Origin of the sequence: Pantoea alfalfae (assembly GCF_019880205.1) — a bacterium.
Taxonomy (GTDB): Bacteria; Pseudomonadota; Gammaproteobacteria; order Enterobacterales; family Enterobacteriaceae; genus Pantoea; species Pantoea alfalfae.
This window is the reverse complement of record NZ_CP082292.1, coordinates 635150-656095: the sequence shown is the minus strand read 5'-3', so window position 1 is coordinate 656095 and position 20946 is coordinate 635150. Positions and strand designations below refer to the sequence as shown.

19 protein-coding genes and 1 riboswitch are annotated in these 20946 nt (G+C 55.8%); of the genes, 9 read left to right on the top strand and 10 right to left on the bottom strand.

Features of this window, described 5'->3' with window-relative positions; all coding sequences use genetic code 11:
• Nucleotides 1-22: 22 nt before the first annotated feature.
• Together K6R05_RS03175 and nudF are read right to left on the bottom strand one after the other, a co-directional pair.
• Nucleotides 23-448, bottom strand: coding sequence for a DUF1249 family protein (locus K6R05_RS03175; RefSeq protein ID WP_061063379.1), 426 nt, complete (start codon nt 446-448; stop codon nt 23-25).
• Nucleotides 445-1080 (bottom strand): ADP-ribose diphosphatase, encoded by a 636-nt coding sequence (nudF, locus tag K6R05_RS03170; protein WP_161735044.1) that lies wholly within the window; start codon nt 1078-1080, stop codon nt 445-447. The genes K6R05_RS03175 and nudF overlap by 4 nt, the downstream gene beginning before the upstream one ends.
• Nucleotides 1081-1292: 212 nt before the next feature.
• Between nudF and tolC the strand changes: the two genes are divergently transcribed.
• The 3 genes from tolC to K6R05_RS03155 all read left to right on the top strand — a co-directional run bounded on the left by tolC (nt 1293) and on the right by K6R05_RS03155 (nt 4741).
• A complete protein-coding gene (tolC, locus tag K6R05_RS03165; RefSeq protein WP_222924976.1) occupies nt 1293-2759 on the top strand; it encodes an outer membrane channel protein TolC in 1467 nt (488 codons plus the stop codon).
• A gap of 142 nt (nt 2760-2901) precedes the next feature.
• Nucleotides 2902-3573, top strand: coding sequence for a DUF1190 family protein (locus tag K6R05_RS03160; RefSeq protein WP_033733914.1), 672 nt, complete (start codon nt 2902-2904; stop codon nt 3571-3573).
• Between the two features lie 7 nt (nt 3574-3580).
• On the top strand, nt 3581-4741 hold the full coding sequence (locus K6R05_RS03155) for a glutathionylspermidine synthase family protein (protein WP_222924975.1): 1161 nt from the start codon (nt 3581-3583) through the stop codon (nt 4739-4741).
• Nucleotides 4742-4794: 53 nt separating this feature from the next.
• On the opposite strand, the gene ygiD is transcribed toward K6R05_RS03155, so the two are convergent.
• Nucleotides 4795-5580 (bottom strand): 4,5-DOPA-extradiol-dioxygenase, encoded by a 786-nt coding sequence (gene ygiD / locus K6R05_RS03150; RefSeq protein ID WP_161734978.1) that lies wholly within the window; start codon nt 5578-5580, stop codon nt 4795-4797.
• Nucleotides 5581-5815: 235 nt separating this feature from the next.
• Nucleotides 5816-6472, bottom strand: coding sequence for a 3,4-dihydroxy-2-butanone-4-phosphate synthase (gene ribB / locus K6R05_RS03145; RefSeq protein ID WP_222924974.1), 657 nt, complete (start codon nt 6470-6472; stop codon nt 5816-5818).
• 110 nt (nt 6473-6582) lie between these two features.
• Nucleotides 6583-6740, bottom strand: a riboswitch (FMN riboswitch).
• Nucleotides 6741-6911: 171 nt separating this feature from the next.
• Between ribB and ubiK the strand changes: the two genes are divergently transcribed.
• Nucleotides 6912-7307, top strand: a complete 396-nt coding sequence (ubiK, locus tag K6R05_RS03140; protein WP_161734973.1) for a ubiquinone biosynthesis accessory factor UbiK — start codon at nt 6912-6914, stop codon at nt 7305-7307.
• A gap of 38 nt (nt 7308-7345) precedes the next feature.
• Here the strand turns inward: ubiK and hldE are convergent, their stop codons facing one another.
• From hldE to K6R05_RS03125, 3 genes are all read right to left on the bottom strand, one after another.
• The gene (gene hldE, locus K6R05_RS03135; protein WP_161734970.1) at nt 7346-8770 is read right to left on the bottom strand and encodes a bifunctional D-glycero-beta-D-manno-heptose-7-phosphate kinase/D-glycero-beta-D-manno-heptose 1-phosphate adenylyltransferase HldE; all 1425 of its coding nucleotides are present in this window, start codon (nt 8768-8770) and stop codon (nt 7346-7348) included.
• A gap of 70 nt (nt 8771-8840) precedes the next feature.
• The gene (gene glnE / locus K6R05_RS03130) at nt 8841-11693 is read right to left on the bottom strand and encodes a bifunctional [glutamate--ammonia ligase]-adenylyl-L-tyrosine phosphorylase/[glutamate--ammonia-ligase] adenylyltransferase (RefSeq protein ID WP_161734967.1); all 2853 of its coding nucleotides are present in this window, start codon (nt 11691-11693) and stop codon (nt 8841-8843) included.
• Between the two features lie 33 nt (nt 11694-11726).
• The gene (locus K6R05_RS03125; RefSeq protein ID WP_222924973.1) at nt 11727-13037 is read right to left on the bottom strand and encodes a CYTH domain-containing protein; all 1311 of its coding nucleotides are present in this window, start codon (nt 13035-13037) and stop codon (nt 11727-11729) included.
• A 271-nt stretch (nt 13038-13308) separates the two neighbouring features.
• Here K6R05_RS03125 and K6R05_RS03120 point away from each other — a divergent pair, with 271 nt between their 5' ends.
• Entirely contained in the window at nt 13309-13929 is a 621-nt protein-coding gene (locus K6R05_RS03120; protein WP_008925741.1) for a TIGR04211 family SH3 domain-containing protein, read from the top strand.
• A gap of 158 nt (nt 13930-14087) precedes the next feature.
• On the top strand, nt 14088-15320 hold the full coding sequence (locus tag K6R05_RS03115; protein WP_222924972.1) for a multifunctional CCA addition/repair protein: 1233 nt from the start codon (nt 14088-14090) through the stop codon (nt 15318-15320).
• Nucleotides 15321-15335: 15 nt separating this feature from the next.
• Here the strand turns inward: K6R05_RS03115 and bacA are convergent, their stop codons facing one another.
• Both bacA and folB read right to left on the bottom strand, forming a co-directional pair.
• On the bottom strand, nt 15336-16154 hold the full coding sequence (bacA, locus tag K6R05_RS03110; RefSeq protein ID WP_003848438.1) for an undecaprenyl-diphosphate phosphatase: 819 nt from the start codon (nt 16152-16154) through the stop codon (nt 15336-15338).
• A 191-nt stretch (nt 16155-16345) separates the two neighbouring features.
• The gene (folB, locus tag K6R05_RS03105; RefSeq protein WP_013359068.1) at nt 16346-16705 is read right to left on the bottom strand and encodes a bifunctional dihydroneopterin aldolase/7,8-dihydroneopterin epimerase; all 360 of its coding nucleotides are present in this window, start codon (nt 16703-16705) and stop codon (nt 16346-16348) included.
• Nucleotides 16706-16813: 108 nt separating this feature from the next.
• Between folB and plsY the strand changes: the two genes are divergently transcribed.
• Nucleotides 16814-17419, top strand: a complete 606-nt coding sequence (gene plsY, locus K6R05_RS03100; protein ID WP_098052336.1) for a glycerol-3-phosphate 1-O-acyltransferase PlsY — start codon at nt 16814-16816, stop codon at nt 17417-17419.
• Nucleotides 17420-17448: 29 nt separating this feature from the next.
• Here the strand turns inward: plsY and tsaD are convergent, their stop codons facing one another.
• On the bottom strand, nt 17449-18462 hold the full coding sequence (gene tsaD / locus K6R05_RS03095; RefSeq protein WP_150014796.1) for a tRNA (adenosine(37)-N6)-threonylcarbamoyltransferase complex transferase subunit TsaD: 1014 nt from the start codon (nt 18460-18462) through the stop codon (nt 17449-17451).
• A gap of 277 nt (nt 18463-18739) precedes the next feature.
• Between tsaD and rpsU the strand changes: the two genes are divergently transcribed.
• Together rpsU and dnaG are read left to right on the top strand one after the other, a co-directional pair.
• The gene (rpsU, locus tag K6R05_RS03090) at nt 18740-18955 is read left to right on the top strand and encodes a 30S ribosomal protein S21 (RefSeq protein ID WP_001144069.1); all 216 of its coding nucleotides are present in this window, start codon (nt 18740-18742) and stop codon (nt 18953-18955) included.
• 118 nt (nt 18956-19073) lie between these two features.
• On the top strand, nt 19074-20819 hold the full coding sequence (dnaG, locus tag K6R05_RS03085) for a DNA primase (RefSeq protein WP_222924971.1): 1746 nt from the start codon (nt 19074-19076) through the stop codon (nt 20817-20819).
• Nucleotides 20820-20946 lie beyond the last annotated feature (127 nt).

The following is a 20946-nucleotide window of genomic DNA, read 5'->3' as shown; positions in this document are numbered from 1 at the left end:
GCCATTTACTGCATTATACGCATCAGCAGACCGGAACTGCCATCGCGCCATGCGCCAGGCAGTAGCGCAGCCAGTCTGCAAGAAACTGGTTTATCTGATGCTTTTCATCGCGCTGATGCAATTTTTTATTAGGATAATCATAGCGCGCTTTGAAGCGATAGATCTGTTGAGTTGAACACACTTCGGCGACCATCGCATCGTGATAGAGCCGAACCGACATTGAGGGCAGGCTCCAGTAACTCACAGCAGGCGCGACCTGGCGGATCTCCACCAGCGTGGTGTAGCGCGTCGACTCCTGAATCGTCAGCTGATAACGGGCGCCATTTACCTGATAAATCACCGATTCTCCCGCCTCATCGTTGCGCGGCAGCAGGCGGCGTAACTGGGCGAAGTTGGTTTCGCAGAGCCGCATCATTTCGGGAAAGTCAGGGGTATAGCGCTGTTTCATTTTTGTATCCACTCTTCGCGTAGTTTTTCATGGTGCAACGCCAGCCATTGCAGGGCGATGACAGACGCCGCATTGTCGATTATCCCCTCTTCCACCCAGCGATAAGCCTGTTCGCGGCTTACCACATGCACAAGAATATCCTCATTCTCTTCCTCCAGACCATGGCATCCCTCTGCCTGGCTGGCATCCACTTCCCCAATCAGCACCGACAGACGTTCGCTGGTGCCACCAGGGCTGGCCAGATAGCTAAGCACAGGCTTAACCCGGCCAACGTCCAGACCTGCTTCTTCAACGGCTTCACGGCGCGCAACCTGCTCAACAGATTCGCCGGGTTCAATAATGCCGGCGACCATCTCCAGCAGCCAGGGTGAAGCACTGCTGTCATAAGCCGGGATGCGGATCTGCTCAATCAGCACCACTTCATCGCGTAAGGGATCATAAGGTAGCAGCACGGCGGCATGTCCGCGCTCAAAAACTTCACGCTGCACTTCCCCACTCATTTCGCCATTAAACTGGCGATGGCGGAAGCGGTAACGTTCGATGGAAAAAAAACCATCATAGACGGTTTCGCGTGCAATAATTTCTACATCGTTTTTTGTGAAAGTCACAGGGGATTTTTTTTCTTCCGGCATCATCAGGTTCCTTGTGCAGATTGGGGTGGAGCGAAAAAAGCCTGTAACTGTGCTCCATGTAAGTAGTTCTTTCTGAATTATTTACGTAAATTAGAGGGAGAAGGCACGTTCAGCCAACTTATCTCACAGTTGCCCTCTGCTAGAATCGGCGATAATTTTTGGCTTACCCGGCAGCGCACCCACTGCAATTTGCTGCAACAAAAGGAATGCAAATGAAAAAACTGCTCCCATTTTTTATTGGGCTGAGCCTGGGCGGTTTCAGCTTCGCCAGCCAGGCCGAAGACCTGCTTCAGGTTTACCAGCAAGCGCGTCTGAGCAACCCGGATCTGCGCAGCGCCGCTGCCGATCGCGATTCTGCTTTTGAGAAAATCAACGAAGCGCGCAGCCCATTATTACCCCAGCTCGGCCTGGGTGCAGACTACACCTATAACAACGGCTATCGCGACAGCAGCGGTCTCCATTCCAACACGACCAGCGGCACGCTGCAATTGACCCAGACTATTTTCGACATGTCGAAATGGCGCGCGCTGACCCTGCAGGAAAAAGCTGCCGGTATTCAGGATGTCACCTATCAGGTCGCACAGCAGGATCTGATTCTGAACACCGCGACCGCCTACTTCAACGTGCTGAAAGCGATTGATACGCTTTCTTACACTGAAGCGCAGAAACAGTCGATCTATCGCGAGCTGGATCAGACCACTCAGCGCTTTAACGTTGGCCTGGTTGCCATCACTGACGTACAGAACGCCCGCGCCCAGTATGACAGCGTGCTGGCCAACGAAGTCACCGCGCGTAACAACCTTGATAATAACGTAGAAACGCTGCGTCAGATCACCGGCATGGATTACATGTCGCTTGCTTCGCTGAGCATCGATCGCTTCAGAACCGATAAGCCGGAACCCGTGAGCGCACTGCTTAAGCAGGCGGAAGCCCGTAACCTGTCGCTGCTCTCTGCGCGTCTGAACCAGGATTTAGCCCGTGAGCAGATCCGCCAGATGGAAGCGGGTCATATGCCTACTATTGGTCTGACTGCCTCTACCGGCCTGTCAAACAGCAAGTATGGCGGCAGCCGTGCGAACCAGAGCCAGGGTTCAACTGACTCCATTACCGGTTCTAACCAGGTTGGCCTGAGCTTCTCACTGCCACTCTATAGCGGCGGCAGCGTCACCTCTCAGGTGAAACAGGCGCAGTACAGCTTCGTCAGCGCCAGTGAATCACTGGAAAGCGCGCACCGCTCTGCGGTTCAGACCGTACGTTCATCGTTTAACAACGTGAATGCGTCTATCAGCAGCATCAACGCCTACAAACAGGCCGTGGTCTCTGCGCAAAGCTCTCTCGATGCGTCAGAAGCAGGCTATCAGGTGGGTACACGTACTATCGTCGATGTGCTCGATGCAACTACCGTGCTCTACAACGCGAAGCAGCAGCTCTCTGATGCGCGCTATAGCTACCTGATTAACCAGCTGAATATCAGTTATGCGCTGGGTACGCTCAATGAGCAGAGCCTGCAGAAACTGAACAGCCAGCTTGGTAAAGAGATCCCGACGTCACCGGAAACCGTGGCACCGGAAAATGCCCAGCAGACCGCACGTGTGGATAGCGGTCCGGTGGCAACCGGCTCTTCTGAGGCCGCACGTCCTGCGGCTCGCCACAGTAGCGGTAATCCTTTCGGTAATTAATCAGCAGGTGGGCTGCTTTGCGGCCCGCCTCTCTGTTGAACGTATAACTAAGTAAAGATCCCTGTTGCATCAGGCCTCCAGCTTCAATTTTACCCCCCCATCCCCTATTCTATGCGCTACCTTTGGGCACAGGATAATCATAATGAAACGCACAAAATCTATTCGCTATGCCGCTTTTCGTAAGAGCTGGCAGGCACGCCATTTAACGCCTGTTGCTATCGCCGTTTCGGCGGTATTTATGCTGGCTGGCTGTGAACAGAACGATGAAACGGTTTCGATGTACCAGAACGCCGATGACTGTTCGAAAGCCAATCCGGGCCAGAGTGCGCAATGTACCACCGCATTCAATGAGGCCAAAAAAGAGGCGGAACGCACCGCGCCAAAATATGCCACCCGTGAAGATTGTGTCGCTGAATTTGGCGAAAACCAGTGTCAGCAGACACCGGCTCAGGCAGGCGTGGGCACCACCAATGCGGAATCACAGCAGAGCGGCGGCAGCTTCTGGATGCCACTGATGGCGGGTTACATGATGGGCCGCATGATGGGCGGTGGTTCGGGCTTTGCGCAGCAACCGCTGTTCTCTCCGAAAAATGCCCGCAGCCCGGCCAATGGTCAGTTTGTTGATGCATCGGGCCGTAACTATGGCGCAGCTACCTCTGGCAAAACCATGACTGTGCCGAAAACGGCGCTGGCACCAAAACCGGCGACCACGTCGACCATTACCCGTGGTGGCTTTGGTGAAACCGTCGCGAAGCAGAACAGCATGCAGCGCAGCAGCGCCACCGGCACCTCCAGCCGCTCAATGGGAGGCTAACGCCCCAATGGAACGCATTGCCATTTCAGAGCGCCCGGGCTGGCGCGAAAAAGCCACCGAATTCGGTTTTCGTTTTCACACCATGCATGGCGAGCCCTACTGGTGTGAAGATGCTTATTATCAGTTCACGCTGGCGCAAATTGAGCATCTGGAAGATGTTACCGCTGAGTTGCATCAGATGTGCCTGCAGGTGGTGGAAAAAGTGGTCAACAGCGAAGCGCTGCTGACTAAATTCCGCATTCCTAAGCATACCTGGGATTTCGTGCGCGATTCATGGCATCAGCGTCAGCCATCGCTGTACTCTCGTCTGGATCTCGCCTGGGATGGCAAGGGTGATGTTAAACTGCTGGAGAACAATGCCGATACGCCGACCTCGCTGTATGAAGCGGCATTTTTCCAGTGGCTCTGGCTGGAAGACCAGCTTAACGCCGGTCAACTCCCCGCCGGCAGCGATCAGTTTAATAGCCTGCAGGAAAAGCTGATTGAACGCTTTGCCGCGTTACACCAGCAGCACGGCTTTAACTGGCTGCACTTCGCCTGCTGCCGCGACACCGACGAAGATCGTGGCACCGTGCAGTATCTTCAGGATTGCGCCACCGAAGCGGGTCTGCCGAGTGAATTTCTCTATATTGATGAGATTGGCCTGGGCGAAAAAGGTGAATTCACCGACGCTCATGATCAGGTGATTAGTAACCTGTTCAAGCTCTATCCGTGGGAGTTCATGCTGCGTGAAATGTTCTCTACCAAGCTGGGCGATGCTGGCGTGCGCTGGCTGGAACCGGCATGGAAAAGCATCATTTCGAACAAAGCTCTGCTGCCGCTGCTGTGGGAGATGTTCCCAAATCATCCTAACCTGCTGCCCGCCTGGTTCGCAGAAGATGACGTGCCACACATGGAAAAATATGTGGTGAAGCCACTGTTTTCACGTGAAGGCGCTAACATCCGGATCGTGGAAAATGGTCAGGAGATTGCCCGCGTTGATGGGCCGTACGGCGAAGAAGGAATGATCGTCCAGCAGTTCCATCCGCTGCCAAAATTTGGCGACAGTTATACGCTGATTGGAAGCTGGCTGATCGACGATCAACCGGCCGGAATCGGCCTGCGTGAAGATCGTGACCTGATCACTCAGGATCTTTCCCGTTTCTATCCGCACGCCTTTATCGGTTAACGCACCGCGATAATAACAGGCCAGCTTCTGGCCTGTTTTCTCTCCGCTTCGCCCTAACCTACCTGAACCGACAACATGCTGATGGCACCCATCTCCATGCCATCAACCGGAATGCTGATTGTCTCATCCGGCTGACGTGCGCCCAGTACATAGAGCAGCGGCAGATAGTGCTCAGGTGTTGGGTTAGAAAGCGCCGCGCCAGGATGGTCCATAAAATTAACCAGCGGATGAGAAGCGGCATCGCTCTGCACCGCCAGGTTATCGCGGACAAACTGCTCAAAACTGCTGGCCCACGGATAGACTTCGCTGTTGCCATCCCAGCGCACTTTACGCAGGTTATGCACCACGTTGCCGCTGGCGACAATCATTACGCCCTGATCGCGCAGTGCTGCCAGTTTCTGGCCCATCTCAAAGTGCCATGCCGCAGGTCTGGTGCCGTCAATACTGAGCTGTACCACCGGAATATCGGCATCCGGGTACATCTTAATCAGGACACCCCAGGAGCCATGGTCCAGTCCCCAATCCTGATCCAGCTTCACCTCGACGGGCGCTAACTGCTCTGCCAGCTGCCGAGCCAGTTCAGGCGATCCCGGTGCCGGATAGCGCGTATCAAACAGCGCCTGTGGGAAGCCACCAAAATCATGAATGGTCTTCGGCTGTGCCATTGCCGTCACGGCGGTGCCACGCGTATACCAGTGCGCCGAAACCGCAATAATTGCGCGTGGACGTGGCAGCGTATCGCCAGCGTGACGCCACGCGGCGGTATAGCGGTTCTCTTCAAGGGCATTCATCGGGCTGCCATGGCCTAAAAACAGGGCTGGCATGCGTAACTGGCTCATTCGTCATCTCCGGGATCCGGTTGTTTAATAGCCACTACGATACGCGCATTCGCCAGGTTATCACGCGGATAACCGTGATGATGATCACCAGGAAATTTGAATGCAATTTGACGTATCAGATTAAAACGAATTCAGCAGGGAGAAGTGAGGAAAAGCGAGAGTTCAGCCCGCGCCATGACGGTGCGACAGGAATGAAACAGGCCCCGCTCGGGGCCTGTTTATCGCATCAAAGAGATTAGCTGGCGTAGCGCGTTTCGTGTCCGCGACGCCAGGCGATCAGATCTTCGATGGTGACTACCGGCATGTTGTGCTGACGGGCAAACGCAATCGCTTCAGGCGCATGAGCCATAGTGCCGTCGTCGTTGGTCAGTTCACACAGCACACCAGCGGGCTTAAAGCCGGCCAGCGTCACTAAATCGATAGTTGCTTCAGTATGTCCGCCACGGGTCAATACGCCGCCTTCGCTGGCACGCAACGGAAAGACATGACCAGGGCGATGCAGATCGGTAGGTTTGGCATTGTCGGCAATGGCGGCGCGGATGGTGGTGATGCGATCCTGCGCGGAGACGCCAGTGGTGACGCCTTCAGCCGCTTCAATGGTCACGGTGAAGCCGGTGCCAAAGGAGCTGGTGTTGTTTTCCACCATCATGGGCAGGTCAAGCTGCTGCCGACGCGCTTCGGTCAGGCAGAGGCAGACGATGCCGCTGCCGTGACGAATAGTCAGCGCCATCTGTTCAACAGTCATGGTTTCTGCGGCGAAGATCATATCGCCTTCGTTTTCACGATTTTCATCGTCGAGTACCATCACACCGCGTCCCTCACGCAGGGCGGCGATAGCACGTTCTACACGCTGTTCAGGCGTGCCAAATTCAGAAAGTAGCGTCTGATTCATGGTAATAAAAACCTTAAAATGTATGGGTTACCAGAATCAGGGCGTGCTTAGGAGTGACGTCAAAAAGACGTGGCAATAACGTGATGCAGACACAACTGTCCGACAGATGTCGTTACCCTCTCCCATCCGGACTGTAACCGTCGGCTCCGGAATTACACCGGATCTGCTGACCTTTACCTCTCTTTTCATCGAGATAAAGCGCTCGCGGGCTTTCAGCCGAAGCTGATTTACCGCCGGTGGGGAATTGCGCCCCGCCCTGAGAATAAGCCTTTCAACTATAACGCCGATCGTTTGAGGCGGCAATCATCAATAGCGCAATTGCTTTTGCATTTCCTGCGTTACCGATTTGAGGTTTATCCTTTTCATTTCTGGCATTACACTTAACACTTATTACGTTGGTAAACACGCTGACACAGCTCTCCGTAACCAGGAAATCATCATGATCGACACGAAAAAAATTGAACAACTTGCCCGTCAGGTTCACGAAGCGATGCCTAAAGGTGTTCGTGAGTTTGGTGATGATGTCGAAAAGAAAATTCGTCAGGTTCTTCAGGCGCAGCTGACCCGGATGGATCTGGTCAACCGTGAAGAGTTTGATGTGCAGACGCAGGTATTACTGCGTACGCGGGAGAAACTGGCGGCCCTGGAGCAACGTCTGGCCCAGCTGGAAAGTCAGGGGTCATCAGCGGGTACGCCTCCGACTGCAACGGTAACCGCACCGGCAACACCTGTTGCAGCGGCGACACCATCCGCTTCAGTAGCCACTTCACCTGCCGTTTCTCCGCCACCGGTTGCCGATGTCGTGAAACCTGTTCCGGACAACAAGTCAGAATAAGTGTTAAGCGGGAGCCAGGCTCCCGCTTACTTTCTGCTTTAGCTGCCGCGAATAGTTTTGATGATGTTGGTGGTGGAGATACCATCTTCGAAGTTCAGCACCTGCACGTCGCCGCCATTTGCCCACACTTCTTTGCTGCCCGCGATTTCTTCCGGCTTATAATCACCGCCTTTGACCAGCAGGTCGGGCAGAATCCCTGCGATCAGCCGCTGCGGCGTATCCTCTTCAAAGACGACTACCCAGTCGACTGCTTCAAGCGCGCCGAGCACGATCATCCGGTTTTCCTGCGGATTGACCGGACGGCTTTCACCTTTCAGACGTTTAGTGGATGCATCGCTGTTCACCGCGACAATCAGTCTATCGCCAAGCTTGCGTGCATTGGCCAAATAAGAGACATGTCCCGCGTGCAGAATGTCGAACACGCCGTTAGTCATCACCACTTTTTCGCCACGACGACGGGCCATCTCAACGGCGGCTTTTAACTGCGCTTCCGTCATGATGCCGAACCCCTGTTCCGGGCGGGCGTGAATCGCATTTTCCAGCTCAACAGTGCTGACGGTCGAGGTACCGAGTTTACCCACCACGACACCCGCCGCCGCGTTCGCCAGGAAACAGGCCTCTTCCAGCGAGTCGCCCGCAGCCAGTGCTGCCGCCAGCACGCCAATCACCGTGTCACCGGCACCAGTCACATCATAGACTTCCTGCGCCTGGGTCGGCAGATGCAGAGGCGCTTTGCCCGGCTGCAGCAGCGTCATACCGTTTTCGGAACGGGTCACCAGCAGCGCGGAGAGGTCAAAATCCGCGATCAGCTGCGTGCCGCGCGCCACGATCTCCTCTTCGTTTTTGCATTTGCCAACCACGGCTTCAAATTCGGAGAGGTTCGGCGTCAGCAGCGTTGCGCCACGATAGCGCGCAAAATCAGTGCCTTTTGGGTCGATCAATACCGGCACGCCCGCTTCGCGGGCCAGGGTAATCATGGTCTGCACGCTGGAAAGCGCGCCTTTGGCATAATCGGACAGCACCAGCGCACCCGCAGCAGCCAGTGACTCACGCATCTTCTGGTGAATCGGCTCCGGATCGACCTGTTCAAAGCCCTCTTCAAAATCGAGGCGGATCAGCTGCTGATTGCGGGAAAGTACGCGCAGTTTGGTAATGGTCGGATGGCTTTTGACCGCCACGAAGTCACAATGAACGTTGACGTCTTTGAGCGTATTACTTAACACGCGCGCCGCATCATCTTCACCGGTCAGGCCAATTAGCCGGGACGCGGCACCGAGTGCTGCAATGTTCATCGCCACGTTTGCCGCGCCGCCAGGGCGCTCTTCAACCGTGTCCACTTTCACCACCGGAACCGGGGCTTCAGGGGAGATACGGCTGGTTGGGCCATACCAGTAACGATCCAACATTACATCGCCAACAACCAGCACTGAGGCTTGGCCGAACGCGGGCAGAGTCACTTTCATTCCAGACACTCCAGACTGCATTAAAAATAGTGCGCGGATGATAGCACAGTTGCGATTTGTGCTATCAGCATCACGCCAGGATAGACGCAGGCGTTATCAGCCAGCGTTGCCAGCTGTTCAGAACCGTCTGCCGCTCCGCTGCGTAAGCCTCTGGCTCAACGTGGCCCGGCAGCGCCTGCAGGGCGCGATGATGCAGGGCGTCGCGCAGCGTGACATAAGCCTGCGTCAGCGCCTGCGCTTCATCGGCGGGCATTTTATGGTACTTCGCCATCAGCTCAAAAATGCGCACATTGTCAGACCAGCGCGTCAGCTCGGGCTGCTCAGCGGCGTAGCGTAAGACAAGATATTGGGCGATGAATTCAATATCGGTGATGCCACCCGCATCGGCCTTGATATCCCACCGACCTTTATGTTTGTTACTGAGGTGAGCACGCATCTTTTCACGCATCTCACGCACTTCGGTTTGCAGCGCGTCTGCAGGACGTGGCAGCGACAGAATCGTCTGACGAATCGCGTTGAAACGATCACCCAGCGCGGCTTCGCCAAACACCACGCGCGCCCGGACCAGCGCCTGATGCTCCCAGGTCCAGGCTTCACTACGCTGATACTCTTCAAACGCTTCAAAAGTACTGACCAGCATGCCTGCCGCGCCGGAAGGACGCAGACGCGCGTCCACTTCATAGAGAATGCCGGAGGCGGTACGGGTACTGAAGAGATGCATAATGCGTTGAGCAAGGCGCAGATAGAACTGACGGCCATCAATGCTGCGCTCCCCTTCTGTCACTGCGTCTGCCGGACAGTCATGCAGGAAGACTAAATCGAGGTCAGAACTGTAACCCAGCTCCCAGCCGCCAAGCTTGCCATAGCCCAGTACGGCAAAACCGCGTTCATATTCATTGTTTAGGTGAGAGGGACGACCATAGCGCTGCACCATCATGTTCCACGCCTGACGTACCACAGAGTCGATGATTGCTTCAGCCAGCCAGGTGAGATGATCGCTGACTTTCATCACCGGCAGAGTGCCTGCGATGTCAGCGGCGGCAATACGCAGATGTTGCGCCTGCTTAAACTGCCGCACCGCTTCCAGCTGCTGCTCCTCATCCTCAGTGGGTATGCGCAGCAGATATTGTCGCAGCTCATCGCGATAGGCGTCAGTGGCGGTCGGCTGATAGAGCGTGGCCGGATCGAGCAGTTCATCCAGCAATAAAGGGTGACGCGCCAGCTGGCTGGCCACCATCGGTGAGGCCGCGCACAGGCGAATCAGGTGACGCAGGGCACCGTGATATTCGGTCAGCAGCTCCAGATAGGTGCTACGGGTCAGCACGCCGAGCAGCAGCGGCGTCAGACGACTCAGCGTGACCGCCGCATCTTCACGCGGGCAGACCTCGCTCAGCAGACGCGGCATCAGTTGATCCAGCGCCTGACGGCCACGCGGACCGATAGTGCGCCGGCTGATGTCCTGACGAAACGCCTCCAGCGTCTGATGCAGTGTAAGCCGCTGATCGTCACTGAGCTGCGGTACCAGCGGCGCCAGCTCATTATTCTCCAGCTGGTCCTGCCACAGCACCTGAAACTCCGCCAGCTCACGCTGATCGCCAATCTCAGGCGTATCTTCCCCAATCAGCTCGTCAAAGATTGTCCGTACCGCTGCCATCTGAGCCTCAAGCTGGGTCATCAGCGCAGGCCAGTCGGCACAATCCATCGCCCACGCCAGCCGGGCGCGATGCAGCTCATCTTCCGGCAGCGTCTGGGTCTGCTCGTCGCCCAGGCTTTGCAGCAGATTCTCCAGCCGCCGCAGGAACAGATAGGCATCACGCAGCGTATCCACCTGTTCAGCAGGCAGCAGAGCCAGGGTTTTGATCGCCTCCAGCGTCGGCAACAGGGCACGTAACTGAAGCGAGCGCTCACGCCCGCCCCGAATCAGCTGGAACACCTGTACGATAAACTCGGTTTCACGGATGCCGCCCGCCCCCAGTTTGATATTGTTTTTCAGTCCGCGACGCCGTACCTCGCGGCTGATCATCCCTTTCATGTTACGCAGCGACTGGATCACGCTGAAGTCGATGTAGCGGCGATACACGAACGGCCGCAACATCTGCTGCAGCTCCAGGCTCCAGCGGTCGTGGTCATCACCCATCAGGCGCGCCTTGACCATGGCGTAACGCTCCCAGTCGCGTCCCTGCTCCTGGTAGTAATCCTCCAGCGCGGCAAAACTCATCACCAGCGGACCGCTGTCGCCAAATGGCCGCAGCCGCATATCCACACGGTAGACAAAGCCATCCATGGTGGGTTGATCCAGTACTTTGATCAGCCGCTGGCCCATACGGGTAAAGAACTGAGCATTGTCGAGCTCACGCCGTCCGCCACGCGTGGTGCCGTTTTCCGGCCAGGCGAAAATAAGGTCGATGTCAGAGGAGAAATTGAGTTCGCCGCCGCCCAGCTTGCCCATGCCCAGAATCAGCAGCGGCTGTGCGTCGCCGTCGGCATTACAGGGCGTACCAAAATCACGGCAGCAATCCTGATATACCCAGTCACGCGCCCTGCTGATCAGCACTTCGGCTAAAACGCTGAGCTGGTGCAGGCTCTGTTCGGTCGTGGCGTGTTGCAGCGCCTGCATCCAGGCAATACGCACCAGCATACGGCGGCGAAACAGCCGCAGTTCGCGCATCAGGCTCGCTTCACTGTCGATGCTGCTGAGCACCTCGTTTAGCCATACAGCGTAGTGCTGCCACTCTTCAGGCTGCGGCGGCTGGTCGAGCATCATCTGCCACCAGTCGGGATGTTGTTGCAGATTTTCCAGCACAAAGTCGCTGAAAGCCAGCCCGGCGGCCTGCTCCGGGCTGAGCGAAGCCAGCGGAACCCCAAGCTGTCGGGCGGCCTCTTCGGCCTGATCGCGTAGCAACGCGGGAAGTGCTGCCAACATAACTCCCTCCTTGATGGCGGTACGAATTACCCGTTAGCGGCCAGCGCCGCTGGTGAGCCAGAATGGCTGCTGTTTCAGAGCCTGCGACGTCAGCCAGGCTAAGCCGGATGACTGCTTTTCATGAATCGCCGACAGCAGTTGCTGCCAAGGTTCCAGCCAGGCCATTACCGTTTCTGCAGGATAAGATCCGGCCAGCAAATGCACCGTAAGCAGCTGACGCGCCAGACGCGTGGCTTTGTCCTGATACTCGTTAGGTTGTTTGACCGTGACGAACGTCTCTCTCAGGTCAGCATTGACGCGACTCAGCATGATGTCGCTGAAGCGCTTAAATGAACCCTGCAGCTTGGCCTCCCCTTTGGCATCAATCCACTGACGCCACTGAGACTCAGCCAGCCAGTGGGTCAGCGCCCGCTGCGTTTCAACCGAGAGAGAAGATAAGCAGAACGTCGCCGCCTCCTGCTCTTCGTTCACCAGCATCTCTTCCAGCGTGGTCAGTTGCTGACGCAGGGCGCTGCTGGCTTTGCGTGGCACCAGCGCACCGAACAGGCTGAATGCCTGACGCAGCAGATCCAGCGCTTCGCGCACCGCATCCTGCGCCGCCGCGTTGCCGCGCAGCCAGACTTCTTCATGATATTGCCAGTGACGCAAGCCAGCCGACATCGCAGCGACCATGCCCTGCTCAACTGTCGCTTTAACGCCGGCTTTCAGCAGCGGGAAAGCCTCAATCTGGCGTGACGAATTACCCTGCGCCAGTTGATAACCGCGGGCGGCTTTGCTCAGGCTGCCCATACGCAGACCACCCAGCGCCACCAGCTGCTGTGCGAAGGCCAGCAGATCCTGGCGTTCGCCACGTTTCAGCTCCAGCTCGATCTCGCACAGCGGTTCGCTGAGATCACCTGCCGTGACCTCGCCCTGATCAAACGCCACTTCAATTTCACTGTTGCCTGTGGTGATCAGCCAGATCTCGCGCTGAAAATGGGTGGTAAACAGGGGCTGCAAGCGCGGCTGCAGCGCTGCGACATCGGTGCCCTGCGGCCAGATTTCTGCAGGCAGGCGGGCAATATCCAGCACCGGCTCGCTGAGTTCAACGTTGTATTCCGGGCGCTGATGCAGCCCGCCGAGCGTCTGGCCCGCCGCTTTCAGCGTCATTTCGTACCGCTGGTCGATGCCACGGATACGCAATCCCATATCCCAGCGTCGAAGCTGGTTGTCGTCGGTTTCGAAGTAGATGTTGGTCAGCTCGCGAGCAGCCTGATGCTGATGCGGCAGAGTGGAGAGCAGTTCAGCCAGTTTCCCGGCCGCTTGTGGAGTTGCAATGAACTTTAGTTCGATTTCGATGGTCATAATTTTTTATTCACTACGCCGCTGGCACTTAAGAGAGTTTTTCCTGCATATTTCAGGCGATTATCAGCAGGTTACTCACGCTGTCGCCTGGAGGGCAAGGGGGTATCAGGCGAAGATTAATGCACAGAAGCCGCGCTGTCTCTGCTTTCTTTGCTCTTTCGCAGACCTTTTCGCACTCCCATGAGACCAGGATAGTTCTCATTCAGATTTATGCGAGGCCTCTCCAGACTGTGCCGGTAAATTTTAGTCAGACTAAGCCAAACGAAATCGAATGAAAAAAATCACACTCGCTGGACTCACTTTGCTGGCCCTCAGCACCCTTGCACCTGCCCATGCCGACGAAAAACGCTATGTTTCTGATGAACTCTCAACCTGGGTACGCAGCGGGCCGGGCGATCAGTTTCGCCTGCTCGGTAAGCTGAACGCCGGAGAAGAGGTGCAGCTGTTACAGACCAACAATGACACCCATTACGGCCAGATCCGTGATTCGGAAGGCCGCACTACCTGGATCCCCCTGTCGCAGCTTAGCGCGAATCCGAGCCTGCGTACCCGTGTGCCGCAGCTTGAGCAGCAGGTGAAAGATTTGACAGCCAAGCTGGATAACATCGATAACAGCTGGAACCAGCGTACCGCTGAGATGCAGAACAAAGTCGCCAGTAGCGACGGCGTGATCAACGGGCTGAAAGGCGAGAATCAGAAGCTGAAAAATGAGCTGATCGTCGCTCAGAAGAAAGTCAGCGCCGCTAACGTTCAGCTGGATGACAAGCAGCGCACCATTATCATGCAGTGGTTTATGTATGGCGGTGGCGTGCTGGGTGTTGGCCTGCTGCTGGGACTCTTACTGCCGCACATGCTGCCGCGTCGTAAGAAAAGCGACCGCTGGATGAACTGACCCCCCTTCTGTCGGTCTGATCAGGGGATCACAGGATCCCCCTTTTGGCATGTCTGCAATCCGGGGAATCTGTGCAACAATAAAATGAGATGCACCGCCGATTTCTGGCGCGGGATACGCCCGGCGTGCAGGTCATTTCTTTTTCTCTGGAGTGTTGCGTGAAGACGTTTCTTGTTGGCGGTGCGGTGCGTGATGCGCTGCTGAATCTGCCGGTTACAGATAAAGATTGGGTGGTAACAGGTTCCACGCCCGAAGCCATGCTTGAGCAGGGTTATCAACAGGTCGGTCGCGATTTTCCCGTTTTCCTGCATCCCGTCAGTCGCGAAGAGTATGCGCTGGCCCGGACCGAGCGGAAAAACGGGAAAGGCTACACCGGCTTTGTCACCTGGTCTGCGCCCGACGTGACGCTGGAGCAGGACTTACAGCGCCGCGATCTGACCATCAATGCCATCGCACAGGATGAAAACGGCGAGCTGGTTGATCCCTACAACGGCCAGCGTGATATTGCCCTGCGCCTGCTGCGTCACGTCTCGGAAGCCTTCAGTGAAGACCCGCTGCGGGTATTGCGTGTCGCGCGCTTTGCTGCGCGTTTTGCTCATCTCAACTTTCGTATTGCCCCCGAAACCCAGCAGCTGATGCAGCAGATGGCTGAAAGCGGTGAGCTGTCGAATCTCACTGCCGAACGGGTGTGGAAAGAGACAGAAAAAGCACTGGGCACCCGTAATCCGCAGGTCTACTTTCAGGTGCTGCGCGACTGCGGTGCGTTGCAGGTGCTGTTTCCTGAGCTGGATAATCTGTTTGGTATTCCTGCACCGATTAAGTGGCACCCGGAGATCGACACCGGTGTGCATACGCTGATGACGCTGGCGATGGCCGCCGCGCTCTCCGGCGAGATCGATGTGCGCTTTGCTACGCTGTTCCATGACGTCGGCAAGGCGCTGACACCGCCTGAATTGTGGCCAAGCCACCACGGTCATGGACTGGCAGGCGTTCCGCTGGTCGAGGCGCTGTGCCAGCGGCTGCGGGTGCCCAACGCAATTCGCGATCTGGCGCTGATCGTGACCGAATTTCACGACATTGTGCACACCATTGAGCGGCAATCTGCGGCGTCACTGGTAGCGCTGTTTGATCGCATCGATGCCTGGCGTAAGCCGCAGCGCGTTGAGCAGATGGCGCTGACCAGCGAAGCAGATGCGCGCGGACGTGCCGGGCTGGAGAGTATGCCTTATCCGCAGGGCGACTATCTGCGTCGTGCTTTTGCGCTGGCGCAGACGGTGCCGACTAAAGCGGTCGTCGAAGCGGGATTCAAAGGGATGGAAGTACGAAAAGAGATGACGCGACGACGCATTGCCGCTGTCGCGCAAGGTCTGGCGATTGGGCAGCCTGACTAGCAGGCTGCCACAGGTTTACATGAAGACCATGTAAACCGCTGCCGCCACGATGAAGCGGTAAATGGCGAACGAGACAAAAGAGATGCGTTTGATCAGCTCAAGGAAGGCTTTAATCGCAATCAGCGCCACGATAAACGCCGTGACAAAGCCCACGGCGAACATCGGGAAGTCCGCCATCGTCAGGAAGCCGATGCTCTTGTACATGTCCAGTACAGTCGCACCCATCATCATTGGCACGGCCAGGATGAAGGAGAATTCTGACGCGGCATAGCGGCTCACACCCATCAGCATCCCGCCGGAGATGGTTGCTCCAGAACGTGAGAAGCCCGGCCACAGCGCTAAGCACTGGAAACAGCCAATCATAAACGCCTGACGATAGGTAATATCATCGACACCTACGGCTTTCGGCTGTTTTGGCTTGAGATACTCTGCGGCCAGCAGCAGCACACCCCCCACGACCAGCGCGTACATCACGTTGATCGGATTGAACAGCGTTTTGATCTGATCGTGCAGCACCAGACCCACCACCACAGCCGGAACCATACCCAGCAGGATATGGATCAGCGACAGACGACCGGTGCCGACACCTTCATGTTTGACTTCGCCAAAGTGAATGCCGATCAGGCCAAACAGACGGCGCCAGAACATCACTACTACAGCCAGAATCGATCCTAACTGGATCACAACTTCAAAGGTCTCGGCTTTTTCACCTTCAAAGCCCAGCAGGTGACCCACTATAATCATGTGCCCTGTGGAAGAGACCGGTAAAAATTCGGTCAGCCCTTCCACAACGCCCAGGATTGCAGCTACCCAAAGCTGATGAATATCTGCCATCAAATGTTCCCTCTATCCGTTTCAAAACCATTAAAAAGGCGGTAGCGCGTTGCTATCGCCTGAAATCATGCCGCAATTAGCCTGAATTAAACCTTAAGCTCCGCTCCGTTTCGCCTGCTGTAACGAAACGGTCCACGCTATGACAGACAGTAATTTGGTTTGGTTTCATTGTGATGGCAATCACATCGTATTTATTTAGGAATAGTCCCGCGCTCAATTCGCACGCCAACCTGCGCCGCCTGGGCTACAGCGCCCGGTTTGCTTACCTTTATGCGTACGCCAGGCGAATTGAAACGGTTCATCAACAGATCCGCGATTTCTTCAGCTACCCGCTCAACCAGGGCAAAACGCCCCCCATTCAGATGGGTCAGAATCGCAGAGGAGACATCGGCATAGCTGAGACAATCTTTCACATCGTCGCTGCTGGCCGCCAGACGGTTATCCCAGGCCATTTCGACATCGAGCACCAGCTTCTGCTGTATACCCTGTTCCCAGTCGTAAACGCCAATGGTGGTGAACACCGTGAGTTGTTCTATAAATACGATATCCATGATGAGGGTCTCTGTTTTTGGCTAAGCCGGATACCACTTCCGGCGGATTATGCGTATTATCCACGGTTGATGAGATCAAAACGACCCTAAAGGGAACGGTACGGTGTTATGAGTGCTTTCGCGCTTGGTATGATTATTTTCGCGTATCTTTGCGGTTCGATTTCCAGTGCGATTCTGGTTTGCAAACTCGCTGGCCTGCCCGATCCCCGCACACACGGTTCCGGTAATCCGGGTGCCACCAACGTACTGCGTCTGGGCGGTAAAGCCGCTGCAGCCAGCGTATTAGTGTTTGATGTGCTGAAAGGGATGGTACCGGTCTGGCTGGCTTATCTGATGCACGTGACGCCGCTCTATCTTGGCCTGACCGCCATTGCCGCCTGTCTCGGTCATATTTATCCGGTGTTCTTTCACTTTCGCGGTGGCAAAGGCGTAGCAACGGCATTTGGCGCGATTGCGCCGATTGGCTGGGACTTAACCGGGCTGGTTACCGGCACATGGCTGCTCACGGTGCTACTCAGTGGCTATTCTTCGCTGGGGGCGATTGTCAGTGCACTGATCGCGCCATTCTATGTCTGGTGGTTCAAACCGCAGTTTACCTTTCCGGTTTCCATGCTCTCCTGTCTGATCCTGCTGCGTCATCACGATAATATTCAGCGGCTGTGGCGCGGTCAGGAAGGTAAAATCTGGAAGCGCAAAAAGAAATCTCAGCCATAAAAAAAGCCGGCAAGCCGGCTTTTTTCACATCAGATCGCGGGCAACTCCGCCAGCGGCCATCGCGGCCGCACGCTGACGCTTAACTCGCCCCGTGTTCCGCCTTTTAACCGCACCATGCCCGCATACGCGATCATTGCACCGTTGTCGGTACAGAACTCCGGGCGGGCGTAAAACACTTCGCCGCCGCGCTTTTGCATCATAATTGCCATCTGCTCGCGCAATGTGCGGTTAGCGCTGACGCCCCCGGCAATCACCAGACGCTTAAAGCCGGTCTGATCCAGCGCGCGTTTACATTTGATCGACAGCGTATCCACCACCGCATCTTCAAAGGCGCGGGCGATGTCAGCACGGGTCTGCGCATCATCAGGATTGGCGCGAATCGTATTAGCAGCAAAGGTTTTCAGGCCGGAGAAGCTGAAATCCAGGCCCGGACGATCGGTCATCGGACGCGGGAAGGTGAAACGCCCCGCCGTGCCCTGCTGCGCCATCTTCGACAGCATCGGCCCGCCCGGATAATCCAGGCCGAGCAGCTTCGCCGTCTTATCAAAGGCTTCGCCCGCGGCATCATCGATCGATTCACCCAGCAATTCATATTCACCGACGCCGGTGACGCTAATCAGCTGGGTATGCCCGCCGGACACCAGCAGTGCGACAAACGGAAACTCCGGTGGATTCTCTTCCAGCATTGGTGCCAGCAGGTGCCCTTCCATATGATGAACCGGCACGGCAGGCACTTTCCATGCAAACGCCAGCGCGCGGCCAATGGTGGCGCCGACCAGTAGCGCACCGACCAGTCCGGGACCGGCAGTGTAAGCGACTGCATCAATCTGCTGCGGCTCCAGACCCGCTTCTTTCAGCGCCGCCTGAATCAGCGGCACGGTTTTACGCACGTGATCGCGTGAGGCCAGTTCCGGCACCACACCACCATAGTCGGCGTGCAGTTTTACCTGGCTGTAGAGCTGGTTAGCCAGTAATCCAGCCTCGTCATCATAGATTGCGATGCCGGTTTCATCGCACGACGTTTCAATACCCAGAATTCGCATTGCATCACCTCATTCTTGCGGCGCGCAGTTTATCACAGCAATGTGATGTGCAGCGCGGGCATCCCGCGTAAAAAGTCATTTTCTGTCGGCTAAAGAGTGCGCTATACTCCCGCCCCTGGAAAAACCGGCAGCCGCACAGGCAAACGCTCCTGTTGGTTTCAAATTATCCATGGTGCTTTACAAACCAACATGAGTTGGAGTAAAATGCTGCACCATTTTGAAATGTGCTGGCGCCGCAGTCAGCAGCAAAACCGAATTTTATCGAGGTGAGAGTTACATGCCGGTAATTAAAGTACGTGAAAACGAGCCATTTGACGTAGCACTGCGTCGCTTCAAGCGTTCATGCGAGAAAGCAGGCGTTCTGGCTGAAGTTCGTCGTCGTGAGTTCTATGAAAAACCGACTACCGAACGTAAGCGCGCTAAAGCGTCAGCAGTTAAGCGTCATGCCAAGAAACTGGCTCGCGAAAACGCACGCCGCACTCGTCTGTACTAAGTCGTTCCGGAGGTTCGCCTCCACCGCGTGATTCACGCAGACAGAGTCAAGTAAAAGGCCGTGCTTTCCGAAAGGAAGCGCGGCTTGTTGCCGTTTATGAGCTGAAAATCTGGGGCGTATGGCTGGACGAATTCCACGCGTATTTATCAACGATTTACTTGCCCGCACGGATATCGTGGATCTTATCGATGCCCGCGTTAAGCTGAAAAAGCAGGGTAAGAATTTCCATGCGTGCTGTCCTTTCCATAATGAAAAAACGCCCTCTTTCACCGTAAACGGCGAAAAGCAGTTCTATCACTGTTTCGGCTGTGGTGCACACGGCAACGCTATCGACTTTTTAATGAACTTTGATCGTCTGGAGTTTGTTGAAAGTATTGAAGAGTTAGCCACTTCCCACGGTTTAGACGTGCCTTACGAAGCAGGCAGCGGGCCCAGCCAGATGGAACGCCATCAGCGCCAGAGCCTGTATCAGCTGATGGAGAACCTGAACGGTTTTTATCAGCAGGGTCTGCAGCAATCCAGTGCGCAGCCAGCACGCGACTATCTTGATCGTCGTGGTCTGAGCGCCGACATCATCAATAATTTCGCCATAGGTTACGCGCCAGCCGGCTGGGATAATGTTCTCAAGCGTTTTGGTAAGCAATCGGAAGACCGCGAATCGTTGATGGAGGCGGGCATGCTGGTCAGCAATGACAAAGGCCGTACCTATGACCGGTTTCGCGACCGCGTCATGTTTCCGATCCGCGATAAACGTGGACGCGTCATCGGTTTTGGTGGCCGCGTACTGGGTAACGATACGCCGAAGTATCTGAACTCACCGGAAACCCCTATTTTCCATAAAGGCCGCCAGCTCTATGGCCTGTATGAAGCAGTTAAGAACCATCCTGAACCCGCCCGCCTGTTAGTGGTCGAGGGATACATGGACGTGGTTGCGCTGGCGCAGTACGGGATCGATTATGCCGTCGCGTCCTTAGGCACCTCAACCACGGCTGAACACATTCAGTTGCTGTTTCGCAGTACCGACACCGTGATCTGCTGTTACGACGGCGACAGGGCGGGTCGTGAAGCGGCATGGCGTGCGCTTGAGACCGCATTGCCTTACATGAATGATGGTCGTCAGCTACGCTTTATGTTTTTACCTGAGGGTGAAGACCCGGATACGCTGGTACGCAAAGAGGGTAAAGCCGCCTTCGAAGCGAGGATGGAGCAGGCCATGCCGCTCTCTTCGTTTTTGTTTGATAGCCTGCTGCCGCAGGTAGATCTGAGCTCACGCGACGGAAAAGCGCGTCTGAGCACGCTGGCTTTACCGCTGATTACCCAGATCCCCGGTGAGACCTTGCGTATTTATATGCGTCAGGAGTTGGGGAACAAACTGGGTATTCTTGACGACAATCAACTTGAAAAGCTGATGCCGAAGCTGGCTGCAAGTGGAACGGCGCCAGTTGCGCCACCGCTGAAACGGACCACCATGCGTGTGCTGATCGCCTTGCTGATTCAGAACCCGCAGCTGGCTACCCTGGTACCTTCGCTTGATGGGCTGTCTGAGTCAAAAATGCCGGGTTTACCGCTATTTATTGAGTTAGTGGGTCGTTGCACTGAGAATCCTGGATTGACCACCGGACAGCTACTAGAGTTATATCGCGGAACAAATTTTAGTCAGACGCTTGAAACGCTGGCGATCTGGAACCACATGATAGTAGATGAAGAAGCCGAAGCGGTATTTCAGGACTCGCTGGCCAGCATCTACGATTCTGCTCTTGAAGAGCGTTTGGAATTTTTGATTGCGCGTGAGCGCACCCAGGGACTGAGCGCCGATGAGCGCCGTGAACTCTGGACACTCAGTCAGGCTTTTGCCAGGAAATAATTTAGCACGCTGCCCGTTCTGACGAAGGGCAGCGTGGCTGTTTTAAGGCCGGGAGCGTTAAGCCAGGCCTGTACCACCAAAATTTATACAAGCGGCTTAAGTGCCGATTACTGTTGGGCAAAGCCCA

Excerpts from the sequence above, each read along its gene's own strand:
- K6R05_RS03175 (WP_061063379.1), bottom strand. The coding sequence starts at position 448 with ATGAAACAGCGCTATACCCCTGACTTTCCCGAAATGATGCGGCTCTGC.
- nudF (WP_161735044.1), bottom strand. The coding sequence starts at position 1,080 with ATGCCGGAAGAAAAAAAATCCCCTGTGACTTTCACAAAAAACGATGTA.
- tolC (WP_222924976.1), top strand. The coding sequence starts at position 1,293 with ATGAAAAAACTGCTCCCATTTTTTATTGGGCTGAGCCTGGGCGGTTTC.
- K6R05_RS03160 (WP_033733914.1), top strand. The coding sequence starts at position 2,902 with ATGAAACGCACAAAATCTATTCGCTATGCCGCTTTTCGTAAGAGCTGG.
- K6R05_RS03155 (WP_222924975.1), top strand. The coding sequence starts at position 3,581 with ATGGAACGCATTGCCATTTCAGAGCGCCCGGGCTGGCGCGAAAAAGCC.
- ygiD (WP_161734978.1), bottom strand. The coding sequence starts at position 5,580 with ATGAGCCAGTTACGCATGCCAGCCCTGTTTTTAGGCCATGGCAGCCCG.
- ribB (WP_222924974.1), bottom strand. The coding sequence starts at position 6,472 with ATGAATCAGACGCTACTTTCTGAATTTGGCACGCCTGAACAGCGTGTA.
- ubiK (WP_161734973.1), top strand. The coding sequence starts at position 6,912 with ATGATCGACACGAAAAAAATTGAACAACTTGCCCGTCAGGTTCACGAA.
- hldE (WP_161734970.1), bottom strand. The coding sequence starts at position 8,770 with ATGAAAGTGACTCTGCCCGCGTTCGGCCAAGCCTCAGTGCTGGTTGTT.
- glnE (WP_161734967.1), bottom strand. The coding sequence starts at position 11,693 with ATGTTGGCAGCACTTCCCGCGTTGCTACGCGATCAGGCCGAAGAGGCC.
- K6R05_RS03125 (WP_222924973.1), bottom strand. The coding sequence starts at position 13,037 with ATGACCATCGAAATCGAACTAAAGTTCATTGCAACTCCACAAGCGGCC.
- K6R05_RS03120 (WP_008925741.1), top strand. The coding sequence starts at position 13,309 with ATGAAAAAAATCACACTCGCTGGACTCACTTTGCTGGCCCTCAGCACC.
- bacA (WP_003848438.1), bottom strand. The coding sequence starts at position 16,154 with ATGGCAGATATTCATCAGCTTTGGGTAGCTGCAATCCTGGGCGTTGTG.
- folB (WP_013359068.1), bottom strand. The coding sequence starts at position 16,705 with ATGGATATCGTATTTATAGAACAACTCACGGTGTTCACCACCATTGGC.
- plsY (WP_098052336.1), top strand. The coding sequence starts at position 16,814 with ATGAGTGCTTTCGCGCTTGGTATGATTATTTTCGCGTATCTTTGCGGT.
- tsaD (WP_150014796.1), bottom strand. The coding sequence starts at position 18,462 with ATGCGAATTCTGGGTATTGAAACGTCGTGCGATGAAACCGGCATCGCA.
- rpsU (WP_001144069.1), top strand. The coding sequence starts at position 18,740 with ATGCCGGTAATTAAAGTACGTGAAAACGAGCCATTTGACGTAGCACTG.
- dnaG (WP_222924971.1), top strand. The coding sequence starts at position 19,074 with ATGGCTGGACGAATTCCACGCGTATTTATCAACGATTTACTTGCCCGC.